At 66.4% G+C, this 11,714-nt stretch carries 7 protein-coding genes and 3 pseudogenes; 7 read left to right on the forward strand and 3 right to left on the reverse strand.

The window, feature by feature from the left end; translation table 11 throughout:
• Nucleotides 1–299: 299 nt before the first annotated feature.
• The 5 genes and pseudogenes from ACIPSJ_RS49325 to ACIPSJ_RS49345 all read left to right on the forward strand — a co-directional run bounded on the left by ACIPSJ_RS49325 (nucleotide 300) and on the right by ACIPSJ_RS49345 (nucleotide 5,897).
• Entirely contained in the window at nucleotides 300–1,880 is a 1,581-nt protein-coding gene (locus ACIPSJ_RS49325; RefSeq protein ID WP_401356470.1) for a carboxylesterase/lipase family protein, read from the forward strand.
• A 383-nt stretch (nucleotides 1,881–2,263) separates the two neighbouring features.
• Nucleotides 2,264–2,611, forward strand: a pseudogene (locus ACIPSJ_RS49330) (transposase); the annotation flags it as partial.
• Nucleotides 2,612–2,751: 140 nt separating this feature from the next.
• A complete protein-coding gene (locus tag ACIPSJ_RS49335; protein WP_401356473.1) occupies nucleotides 2,752–4,362 on the forward strand; it encodes an IS1182 family transposase in 1,611 nt (536 codons plus the stop codon).
• Nucleotides 4,363–4,386: 24 nt separating this feature from the next.
• Nucleotides 4,387–5,271: pseudogene (locus ACIPSJ_RS49340) on the forward strand (IS701 family transposase); the annotation flags it as partial.
• 224 nt (nucleotides 5,272–5,495) lie between these two features.
• Nucleotides 5,496–5,897 (forward strand): hypothetical protein, encoded by a 402-nt coding sequence (locus ACIPSJ_RS49345; protein ID WP_401356474.1) that lies wholly within the window; start codon nucleotides 5,496–5,498, stop codon nucleotides 5,895–5,897.
• A 19-nt stretch (nucleotides 5,898–5,916) separates the two neighbouring features.
• Here the strand turns inward: ACIPSJ_RS49345 and ACIPSJ_RS49350 are convergent, their stop codons facing one another.
• Complete coding sequence (locus tag ACIPSJ_RS49350) at nucleotides 5,917–6,225, reverse strand: transposase (RefSeq protein ID WP_401356476.1); 309 nt, start codon at nucleotides 6,223–6,225, stop codon at nucleotides 5,917–5,919.
• 328 nt (nucleotides 6,226–6,553) lie between these two features.
• Here ACIPSJ_RS49350 and ACIPSJ_RS49355 point away from each other — a divergent pair.
• Nucleotides 6,554–6,712 (forward strand): annotated as a pseudogene (locus ACIPSJ_RS49355) (LacI family DNA-binding transcriptional regulator); the annotation flags it as partial.
• A gap of 196 nt (nucleotides 6,713–6,908) precedes the next feature.
• The gene (locus ACIPSJ_RS49360; RefSeq protein ID WP_401356479.1) at nucleotides 6,909–7,565 is read left to right on the forward strand and encodes a substrate-binding domain-containing protein; all 657 of its coding nucleotides are present in this window, start codon (nucleotides 6,909–6,911) and stop codon (nucleotides 7,563–7,565) included.
• 294 nt (nucleotides 7,566–7,859) lie between these two features.
• On the opposite strand, the gene ACIPSJ_RS49365 is transcribed toward ACIPSJ_RS49360, so the two are convergent.
• Together ACIPSJ_RS49365 and ACIPSJ_RS49370 are read right to left on the reverse strand one after the other, a co-directional pair.
• Complete coding sequence (locus ACIPSJ_RS49365; protein WP_401356482.1) at nucleotides 7,860–9,290, reverse strand: sugar porter family MFS transporter; 1,431 nt, start codon at nucleotides 9,288–9,290, stop codon at nucleotides 7,860–7,862.
• Nucleotides 9,291–10,473: 1,183 nt separating this feature from the next.
• The gene (locus ACIPSJ_RS49370) at nucleotides 10,474–11,661 is read right to left on the reverse strand and encodes an ROK family protein (protein WP_401356484.1); all 1,188 of its coding nucleotides are present in this window, start codon (nucleotides 11,659–11,661) and stop codon (nucleotides 10,474–10,476) included.
• Nucleotides 11,662–11,714: the final 53 nt, after the last annotated feature.

Raw genomic sequence — 11,714 nt, forward strand, 5'->3', positions numbered from 1 at the left:
CATCGACAACGCCGTCCGCGGCCAGGCCGGCGGCATCGCCATCCCCGGCTACACCAACGGCCTGCGAGCCGACCAAACCTGACAGGTCTCCCCGCTTCATCCGGCCAGGAGAGAGACTCCCGGCTCGTGCCACGCGACCTCCCCAGTGGCACGAGCCGGGTTCCACCGGATGTGGCCCAGCCGCCGCGTAAGCCGGTGCTGACGAACAGCCCAGACACGAGGCGTTGCGCGGAGGCGTGCCCGCCGGTCACACCTCGAGCCTCATCACATTCGGGACGACTCACACCTGTGAGGAGACGATGAAGTACATACGCCGTTTTGGTGCCTTGCTTGGTCTGGTGCTGTTGCTGAGCACTACAGCCTGCGCCACCCAGAAAACGACGTCGCCGGGGCAGGTGGACGCGCCGGATGGGACTTTCGTCGGGAAGACGACTGACACTGGGCGTCAGTTCTTGGGTATCCGCTACGCCCAACCGCCTGTCGGCCCGCTTCGATGGGCCGCTCCGAAACCGGTCTCTGCCACGCATCAGCGCTACGTGGCAAAGAAGTTCGGATCCGACTGCGTTCAGCCCGTCAACGGGTGGAACTTCAATCCCAAGCCAGGCGACTCGATGCGGGGCAGTGAGGACTGCCTGTTCCTGAACGTCTACTCACCTCGTGAGGACACGCACCCGAAGCCTGTGATGGTGTGGATTCACGGCGGCGGCTTCGTCACCGGTGCGGGTCGTGACTACGACCCGCACATCCTGGCGGAGAGACATGACGCGATCGTCGTGACGATCAACTACCGCCTCGGCGCCCTTGGCTTCCTCTCTCACCCGGCACTCGGCCGGGAATCGGGAAACTTCGGCCTGCTCGATCAGCAGATGGCCCTGCAGTGGGTTCAGCGGAACATCGCAGCGTTCGGCGGCGACCGCAGCCGGGTGACCATCTTCGGCGAGTCGGCCGGGGGAGTCAGCGTGTGCGGACACCTCCGCGCGCCCGGCTCCAAGGGCCTGTTCACGCGCGCGATCGACGAGTCCGGGCCGTGCGCAGGAATCCCGCGCAAGGTCGCGGATCAGCGCGGTGAGAGCTATGCCCGGGCTGCGAAGTGCCCGTCTACAGGACAGGAGGCGCTGCGCTGCCTGCGCAGCATTCCCGCACGGACGGTGGCCGCGAACCCCCCTGGCGACATAGCGGCGGGCGACACCCCGTGGACCCTAGTGAGCGACACTGCTGTCCTTCCGCACAATCTGGACCGCAAAGACGGTGCACTGAACCGTGTCCCTGTCATCAACGGATCGAACGGGGATGAAGGACGCCTCTTCGCGCAGGCCGCTCTTCCCCTCCTGCGCACTGAGGCGGACTACAAGAAGAACGTTCAGACGCAGTTCGGACCCAAGGCAAAGGAAGTCATGGCGCAATACCCGGTGCGCAACTATGCTTCGCCGGCACTTGCGTATGCCGACTACATGACCGACTTCCTGTTCGCCTGCCCCGCGTTCCAGGCAGACACGGCGCTGTCACAGCAAATGCCGGTCTACGGATACGAGTTCAACGAGCGAACCGGGAATTACTGGAAGCCGGCACCGAAGGAGATCCCCAGTTTGGGAGCTCACCACGCCAAGGAGATTCAGTTCATCTTCCAGACGCCCTCATTCTTCGGTGGTCCGGCGGACTTGACCGCGAAGCAGAAGCGCCTTTCTGATCAGATGATGCAGGCTTGGGCCAGCTTTGCCCGCGATGGAGTACCGGCCATTCATGGGCAGGCCCCCTGGAAGCCCGTGCGTCAGGGAAAGGTTTTGATCAGGAATCTCGACACGCGCGGACCCACGTCCGTGGGTGACTTCGCCGAGCAGCACAAGTGCGGCTTCTGGTCTTCGTTGCCGACCCCAGGGTGACCTGTCTGCCGTCAGGCAATGCCCGACGGCAGACGTACGCTTTCGGTCGCCCCCATGCGACACGACACGAAAGTAGTCACTGCGAAAGTTGAAGCAATGCGGGCGATGACGTGTTCATAGGATATGCCTTGTCATAGCCAGCCCCTCTACGCCCCCATCGTGGTCTGTTCACGGTGGGGACGCAGAAGTTGGAGGCGGGAGAATCACCTCACCCATTTCGCGGCCACAGGCCAAGACGCTTACTCGTTCAGCTTGCACAACCATAAATTCACGGCGCGCTCCTTGGCCGACACAGTGGAAGACCTGTAGACCATGGCCGACCACTAGCTATTAGTGCTTCGTTAGGTCTATGCGTTTTCGCTGATCAAGAGCATGTTGGGAGTGTGGACGCACATGAAGTGAACCGATTACGTGCTGTGTTGGGGCTGTTCGTGGAGGATGTGTTCGCCTCGGTGCCGCGCAAGGATCAGCGGGCCAAGAGCGACTGTTATCTGCGAGGGCTGATGCTGGACGGCCGGCGCAAGTCGATCCAGCCGATGGCCCAGCGGCTGCCCGACGGGAACATGCAGGCCCTGCAGCAGTTCGTCAACCAGTCGCCGTGGCAGTGGACGCCAGTGCGGCGGCGGATTGCCGAGCGGCTGGTCCAGGTGGTCAAGCCGGAGGTGTGGGTCATCGACGATGTGTCCTTTCCCAAATGCGGACGGTCCTCGGTCGGGGTGGCCCGGCAGTACTGATCCTGTTGGCGAAATCGTCAGGCTGCTGCGGGGAGCGCTTCGTTGGCGCGATGATGGGTTTGTCAGCTGCGGGGACAGCGTCATATGAGGTGATGACGATGTCGCTCCGTGCCCACGAGCCCCTTCCCGTACCGGACTTGACAGCACAGGTGGCACGGGCGGTCTTCCCGGACGGCTGCCTCGGCATGCGCCTGCGCGACGCTCTGGGGCCGGCCTTTCGCGACGACGACTTCACGGATCTGTTCCCGCGACGCGGACAGCCTGCCTTCTCACCGGGGCAGCTGGCCATGGTGTGCGTTCTGCAGTTCGTCGAGGGCCTGTCGGACCGACAGGCCGCGACCGCGGTCAGGGAGCGGATCGGATGGAAGTACGCACTCGGCCTGGAACTGACCGACCGTGGCTTTGACTTCTCGGTGCTGTCCGAGTTCTGCGCCAGGCTCATCGCTGGCAAGGCCGAACGCCGGGTACTCGACCGGCTCCTGGAGTTGTGCCGGAACCACAGTCTTCTCCACAGTGGCGGAGCGGCGCGCACTGACTCCACGCACGTGCTGGGCGCGGTACGCGTATTGAACCGCCTGGAGTTGGTCGGCGAGACCGTGCGCGCTGCGCTGAACGCCCTGGCCATCGCCGCTCCGCGCTGGCTCGGTAGCTGGATGCCTCCTGTGTGGGCCGACCGCTATGGGCACCGGGTGGAGAACTACCGGCTGCCCCAGACCGGGACCGAGCGGCTGGCTTACGCGACGGCAGTGGGGGCCGATGGCGCGGTGATCCTGGCCCGGATCGACGCCGATGATGCCCCGGCCGTGCTTCACGAGCTTGAGGCGCTGCAGGTCCTGCGAGCCGTGTGGCTGCAGCAATACCACCTCATTGCGGACTGCGCGCGCTGGCGCGTGACGGAGGAACTGCCGTCCGCGCAGGAGCGGATCGCCTCGCCTTACGACGTCGAGTGCCGCTATGCGATCAAGAGGACCACGAAGTGGACCGGATACAAGAGCCACATGACTGAGTACTGCGGCCCCGACCGGCCTCACCTGGTTGTTGATGTGGATACCACCGACGCTTCCCGGAGCGACCAGAACATGATCGCGCCGGTTCACGACCGCCTCGACGATCGTGGTCTGCTGCCCGACGAGCACCTGGTCGATACCGGTTACATGGCTGCGAACACCCTTCTCGATGCCGCCCGCGACCACGGGGTCCGCCTGATCGGTCCCATGCCACCGGACACCAGCTGGCAGGCCAGGGCCAATGAAGGATTCGATGTCACTGCCTTCACCATCGACTGGCAGGCCCACACCGCAGTCTGTCCCCAGGGCGCGGTAGCCCGGCAGTGGCGCGAGCAGCTCGACAGCCGCGGACACCCCGTCATCCGGATCCGGTTCCCCGACCAGGATTGCGCGGCATGCCCCGTGCGCGGCAGGTGCACACGACGGACCCGTGAACCACGCGACCTGGTCTTACGACCGCAAGCCCAGCATGAGGCCCTGCAACGGCACCGGCAGGAACAGGACACCGCCGCTTGGCAGGAGAGCTACGGCCGCCGAGCAGGGGTGGAGGGAACGATCTCCCAGGCCATCCGCGGCCCCGACATCCGTCACGCCCGCTACCGCGGCCTGGCCAAGGTCCAGCTGCAACAGATCCTCTCCGCTGCTGCCCTCAACCTCCTCCGCATCGACGCCTGGCTCGCCGATACACCCCTGGCCCGAACCCGAACCTCACACCTCGAAGGGCTCCCCGCAGCAGCCTGACGATTTCGCCAACAGGATCAGTACTGCGGAGCGTTGGGGAAACGGGCCAACTGCCAGGTCGCCACCGTGCACGCGGCCACCGACACCGCCTCCTGCCCCTTGGAATGGGAACTGGTCCTACTCGAGGAATGGGCCCACGACCTGCAGCGGCGCAAGGCCGCGGGGGTGCCCGACGAGGTCGAGCATGTGACCAAGCCCCGGTTGGTTTTGGGACTGCTCAACAAGCTGGCGGGCTGGCTGCCCTCGGTGCCGGTGATCGTGGCCAACTACGGCTACGGCCGCAGCGTCTCCTTCCGCCTGGCACTGGAAGAACGCGGCTGGTCCTACATCATGGCCGTCGAGCCCAAGGAAGTCGCCCGCCCCGCCAGTGCCGAGCCGCACCTGCCGCCCTACCAGGGGCTGGGCCCGCCCACGTTGCCCCGCTACCGCGAGCCGGCCCGCCCCCTGCATCAATTGATCGATCCGCAGACCCGCTTCGAGGACGTCACCTGGCGCCAGGGCAGCAAGGGATCGATGACCTCACGCTTTGCGGTGCTTCAGGTACGGCCGTCGGGCAAGGAAGCCACCCGCACAGCGCAGGAACACGCCAGCGGACGCAGCTGGTGGAACGGAGTACTGCCTCTGCGGACCCTGCTGGTCGAACAGCCCGAGACGGCGGCCGAGCCCACCGGCTACTGGATGACCAACCTGCCCGCCCCCACACCCGTCGCCGATCTGGTGCGCTGGGCCAAGATGCGCTGGCGCATCGAGCACGACTACCGCGAGATGAAACAGGCCCTGGGCCTGGCCCACTTCGAGGGCCGCACCTGGGGCGGCTGGCACCACCACGTCCCCCTCGTCTCCGCCGCCCACGCCTTCTGCACCCTGCAACGACTGACGCGAAACCCAAAAGACACAGCGCCGGTCTGAGCCTCTACCAGGTCGTCCGCTACCTGCAGACAATCCTCGCCACTTGGACCGGCGCCTGCCCCACCTGCCACCGCGACATACCCATACCCATACGAACCTGACCAAGCCCTACTAGGAGCTGGTAACACGACCGTGCGCCCAAGTCCCAGTAGTCGCCTCATGGTGGAGCGTGGGAGCGTGGCCCTGGACCGTGGGTGATGACCTCTGTGGGGAAGAGGGGCTGGATGAGCGTGGTGTGGGCGGCGACGTCGCCGGAATCGGGACTGTTCCATCCCGTTGAGCGACGTTCGGAGGTGGAGGATCTGGCGGACCGCTTCAACGACCTGCGTTCCCATGGTCAGGGCTACGTCGAGGTTCGGTCGCTGGACAGGGAGTCCCCGGTGCTGACCCTGGCCGTCCGAGATGATCACGCGGTCGTCCATCTGATGAGTGACACCGAGCGGATGTCTCTGCTCGTAGGAGACGGCACGGTACCCTCGGGCGCCGAGGTAGAAGTCCCGATCATGGACGACCTCGCCGTGTTCACGGGCGACTTTGTCCTGGATATCGATCGGGCATGGAACCTGGTGCACGAGTTCACCCAGACGCAGGCGGCCGGCCCTCTGGGTAAGTGGTGTGAGGTGTAGCCAGCAGCTCGTGGCATGATCATGATCGATGCTTTTTCAGCCTCCTCCAGCAGATGAGGCCGCAGGCCAATGAGACGAAGGCATCGTGGAGTTCAGTTCGGCGTTCCCAGCGGACGACGAGGCGTTTGAACTGGTGGAGCAGGGTGAAGGTCTGCTCCACGACGTAGCGGAGTTTGCCCAGGCTCTTGATGTTCGAGGCGCCCTTGCGGGAGATGACCGGCAGAATCCTGCGCTTGCGCAGCTCCTCGCGGTGGGGGTTGGAGTCGTAGTCCTTGTCGCCGAGCAGCGAGTCGGGGCGGCGGCGTGGCCGGCCGGGCCGTCCGGCCACAGGCCCAGCACCATCAGCACGATGTGCTGGCGGCCGACCCTGGGCTGACCGTTGGCCGGGGTGGGGGTGGTCGGAGCCGGAGCGGCGGAGGGTTCTGCTTGCCGCAGCGACTGCGGTGGATCCGGCGGCGCTTCTGGCATTGCGGCTCCTCGGACAACAGCCAGGGCCGTGCGGTGGGGCAAAGCATCAGCGCCCTTAGTATCACGTGATACTTCCGGCGGGGTAGGGATCGGTCCGTGATACTTCCCGGCAAGGAAAGGCGGCACGACGCTCGCGATGTCTACGCCAGGGCGGATCGTCCGGGAGGACCGAAAGGGGGCGATGTCCGATGGAGGCCACGAGCGGCCGTCGCCCCGCAACCGCCGCGGACGTGGCCGCGCGGGCAGGGGTCTCGCGCGCGACCGTGAGTCACATCGTCAACGGCCGGGAGGGGAAGTTCCCGGAGGAGACGCGGATACGCGTCCGCGCCGCGGCGCAAGCCCTGGACTACCGTCCCTCGCCCACCGGTCGACCCTTGGTCACAGGTCGGGGCGACACCGTTGTTGTCCTCATGCCCGACACCACCATGGGACAGAACCTGCAGGTCGCGATCGAGCGCCTCACCGATGACACGGTGGGTCTCGGCTTGAATGTGGTACTCCGCTGCGCGACTGATAGCCCCTCGGTAACGGCCGTCGCACTGCTTGCTGCGACTTCTCCCCCTGGTCGTTGTCGACTTCGGTGCGCTCGACCGGCCTGCCCGCGCCCGGCTGGCGGCTCACGGCGTACCGACCGTTCCGGCCGAGCACAACCTCGAACCCCGGCCACAGGCCGGCCAGGAGCGCGGGCCGCAAGAGGAGATCGCGGAGCTGCAGGTCAGGGAGCTGGCGAAACGAGGCGAGCGCCGGATCGTGTACGCGGCGCTCGCCGACCGTCGTCCGGACCCGTACGGCCCGTCTCGCTTCGCCGCCGTCACAGCCGCCTGTGAACGGCGCGGCCTTGAAGCCCCGCTGCGAGTGTCGGTCCCCCTCGAACTGGAGTCCGCGACGGCTGTGCTAAGCGGACTACCCCAGGATGTCCCACTCGGAGTGGCTGCCCTCGACGACGATGTCGCGCTGGCTGTCCTCGCCGCCGCGGCGCAGCTCGGCCGACCGGTACCGGCCGCGCTGGCCGTGGTGGGCGTCGATGCGACCGACGTCGGCCAACTCTGGGCCCCACGCCTGACCACGATCGCCGTCGACATGGAGGCCTATGTCGACCGTTTCATCCCCGAGCTGTTCGTTGCGCTCGGACGCCCCGCACCTCGATACCCGGCGGCCGGGGTGCCACTTCTCCGCCTCGTTGCGGGCGAGACGACCTGAGCCCGCACAAGCTGGTGCCGTCAGTAGGACGCCGCGGCCGGGCTCGAGGCAGGAGCCTTCTCCCGCATGGGCAGCGGGAGGACGAGGATGGTCTGGCCGTCGGCTCATGAGAGCCGGCGGCGACGTCACCGCCGCCGTCTACCAGAGGCTCAGGCAGGCCGGCCGCATCCATGCGGACGCCCAGATCACCCACCTCCAAGTCCGTCCGCACGTGGCACCCCCTGCAGGAGCAGGCGATGGCCTGCTGTCCACCGTGGATCCACGACAGCCTGGTGTCAGGGTCGATAGCGGTCCTCAGGCGGCCTCTCCCAGCTTGGTGCCCTTTGTTTCGGTGACCGCGGTAGCGATGAAGATTCCGGAGAGGAGGGCGAAGACGGCGTAGATGGCGTAGCTCGCAGACAGGTTCCACTCCGACATGCGGGGGAAGGTCTCGGTGATCGCCCAGTTGGCAATCCAGTTGAAGGCGGTGGCCACCGACATCGCGGCGGCGCGGATCTTCAGTGGGAACATCTCACCCACCATGACCCACAGCACCACGCCCCAGGAGACCGCGAAGAAGAACACGAAGACATGGGCGGAGACCAGGGCGACGGTGCCCTGGGTGTCCGGGATGGAGATGTGGTTCCCGGCACCGGTCTTGTAGGAGAAGGCCCACGAGGCCAGCGCGAGCGACGCCATCATGCCTACGGATCCGATGAGTGCCAGTGGCTTGCGCCCGATGCGGTCAATGAGCAGCATCGCGACGATCGTGCCGATGATGTTGATGACGGATGTGGAGAGGCTGATCAGCAGGGAGCTGGACTGGTCAATGCCTACTGACTGCCAGAGCACAGACGAGTAGTAGAAGATCACGTTGATGCCGACCAGTTGCTGGAAGACAGCCAGCCCGATGCCGGCCCACACTACGGGCAGTAGAATGAAACGACCGCCGAACACATCCCGGAGCCGGGATTTGTGCGCGTCCCGGAGCGAGCGGTTGATGTCGGCGATGCGGGCTTCCACGTCCACGCTGGGGCCCTGGATGTCCAGTACCGCCTGTCGGGCATCGTCCGTGCGCCCCGTGGCGATCAGATAGTGAGGAGACTCCGGGATACGTGAGGTCAGCGCGAAGTAGGTCACGGCCGGGATGACCGCGGCCATCAGCATCCACTGCCAGGCGTCGAGGGCGCCGAGGGGGTTCTCGCTCCGGCCTCCTGCTCCTTGTGCGATGGCCCAGTTGATGAGTTGGGAGGCGGTGATGCCCAGCACGATCGCTGCCTGTTGGAAGGAGCCCAGGCGGCCGCGGTACTCGGGTGGTGCCACCTCGGCGATATAGGTTGGGCCGATCAGCGAGGCGAGGCCGATGGCGGTGCCTCCCAGAAAGCGCCAGGCGCCCAGGTCCCACGTGGAGAAGGGCAGCGCGGAGCCCAACGCGCTGATGGCGAAGAGGGCCGCGGCGATATGCATCACTCGCAGCCGCCCCACACGGTCGGAGATTCGGCCCGCTACTGCGGCTCCGAAGGCGGACCCGAGCAGGGCCACGGCGACAATGGTGCCAGTCTGACCGGCGGAGACGGCGAAGTGATGCTGGATGCCAGTGACTGCTCCGTTGATGACGGCGCTGTCGTACCCGAACAGGAAGCCTCCGATGGCAGCGGCGCTGGCGATGTAGACGACCCGTCCGAGGTTCCCGGGGACAGAAGGAGCGGCTGAATCGGTCGAATCCGTGGAATCGGAGATAGTCATGATGCGTGGCACTTTTCTGGTTTGTGATCAGCTGGCTGGGTAGGAAAATGACCGCGTACCCGGGGAGCATGCGAGGGGAAATGTCAGACGGGCGTCCCACCGCGTGGTCGGAGGCGTGGTGATGTGGCCTCTGAGACCGGTGAGACGGAGGCATTGGGCAGGCGCCGCAGATGTTGTTGTCGGTCACGGGAATTGATCTCCAGTGCGCCGTTCTCGCGGTCGACGTTTCGTACCAGGCCGAATCTGTGGGGACCATGGTGGCCGGGTACGGTCGTCACCGCGGGGGCCCAGCCACGGCGTTCCGCCAGCCGAAGCCGCTCGCACCCAGCATGGTTCCCGCCGCGCCTGTGCTGGCGAGCCCGAGGAGTTTTCTGTGTCCTGGATGCTGTCCCAACGGAATGTCCCTTCTGGGGCGTCGCTGTGGGTACGCTTTCACGTTTGAGCAGAAGACGGAGGGGGAGAGTTTTTTCCCCCTTCGGTGCCGAGAGGAGCCCGGTATGACGTTGCGGTGCTCGTCGCGCCGACAGAGGATGGCGGCAACCCAGTGTTGCGGCTCCTTGGCGAGCGGTCTGTCAGGGATCGCGTGGGATTGAGGTCAACTGCCGAGGGCCCGCCAGGACTTCGACGAGGGGCGCCGAACTGATCGAGGAAGGTCAGAAAGGCGGCCGGTGGCCGCGATGAAGGGGGTTTCCTCAGCCTGTGGCAGGCCGCTGAGGCGCTCGATCCAGACGTCCCGGCCCGCATCACTCCGGCCAGCAGGCCGCCGATATCGACCAGATCGCCATGGTGCGCAGACCATGGCTGTCGCAGGGCATGCGCATGGCCGGGGTCTGGGGCGCCACACCCTTGGCTCGAACTTCTTCCACTACATCCAGGACCCCTGGGGTAGCTGGATCGAGGGTTCCAGCGACATGGAGTGCATCACCGAGAACTGAGGCCAACGATCGGGGACTGCCCGCAGCCCCGAGATGCCAGCTGCCGTCACCGCACCGCCAGCCAAGGGGACAAGCCTGCCTGATCGTCATCCGCAGTGGTGGAGTGTCTTGGCCGATGCAGTTTGCTTACACAGCACCGTGAGAACTGGATCGACCACTGCTCAGCTCGGCGGGATGTCATATCCCGGAGAAAGGAATGCTCTCTGTCAGCTCGTTGGCTGCGAGCGCTGCCGCGCTGGGGGTGAGCTTCAGAGACTGCCCGCCGACGCCTCCGCGAGCAGTTGGGCGATGCCGGGTGGGCTGAAGATGTCCTGGGTGGCGAGGGCGATGCCGCCGTGTAGGCCGGAGGTGCCTTTGAGACGGCTTGCGGTGATGGTGAGCTTCCGGGTGGCCAAGGGCAGTGCCCGCTGGTAGACGGCCGCACGTACGGCGGACACGAGGTCGTCGCGCAGTTCGCTGAGCGGACCTGCCAGCACTACGGTGCGCGGATTGAACATGTGGACCAGCATGGCGACCACCTCGCCGATCTCGGTGGCGGCCTGGCGGACCGCGTGCAGCGCGGTCGGCTCGCCCTCGGTGATGCGCCGGGCGAGTTCGCGTGCACCGAATGCAGGGTCGTCCTCGGTCGACTCGGGGATACCGAGGCCGCGTAGTACCGCGCGGTGTGAGGCGACGGCGCCGACACAGCCCACGTTGCCGCAGGCACACAGTGTATTGCCGCCGCCGACCGCCCGGATGTGTCCGATGTCGCCCGCGGCACCGTCGGCCCCCCGGTAGAGGCCGCCGTCCGCCGTGACGAGGCCCGAGCCGATGCCGCTGGAGATCTTGATGCACAGCAGCGGCGTGTCCAGGCGTTCGTGGGCCGCCTCGCCGAGGGCCATCAGGTTGACGTCGTTGTCCACGATCACCGGAGTGCCGAAGAGCCGGCCCAGATGCTCGGCCACCGGGTAGCCGTCCCAGCCGGGCATGCCGGTCGGCTGGACGGCGCACCCCTGCTCGAAGTCGACCGGGCCTGGGAGCCCGACGACGACCTGACGCACGCGGCCGGGATCACGACGCTGGCGGTCCAGAAGGGTCTTGAGGCGCTCGGCCACGGTGTCCAGAACCGCGCCAGGCCCTGCTTCGATGCGCACGGGCACTGTCTCCGTCGCGAGGACTCGGCGGTTGAGGTCGGCGATCGCGATTCGTGAGGCGGCGGTGTCGATGTCGGCGACGAGCACTGTGCCTGCCTGCGGGCTGACCGTGAGGACTCGCGGAGGCCGGCCGCGTACGGAGCGCTTCGATTCGACCTCCTCCAGGATTCCGGTGCTCATCAGCTGGTCGACCTGCTGTCCCACCGTCGAGCGCGCCAGACCGCTGCGCCGGGCGATCTCCGCCCGGTTGGTGGCCTCGCCGGATACCACCAGTCCGAGTACCCGGCGGAGGGCGAGCGGCACGGCTTCGGGCTCCGTGGGGCCGCTACCGGCCAAGTCGTCTTTATGCATTCTGG

The organism is Streptomyces sp. NPDC090088, from assembly GCF_044747345.1.
Lineage (GTDB): Bacteria > Actinomycetota > Actinomycetes > Streptomycetales > Streptomycetaceae > Streptomyces.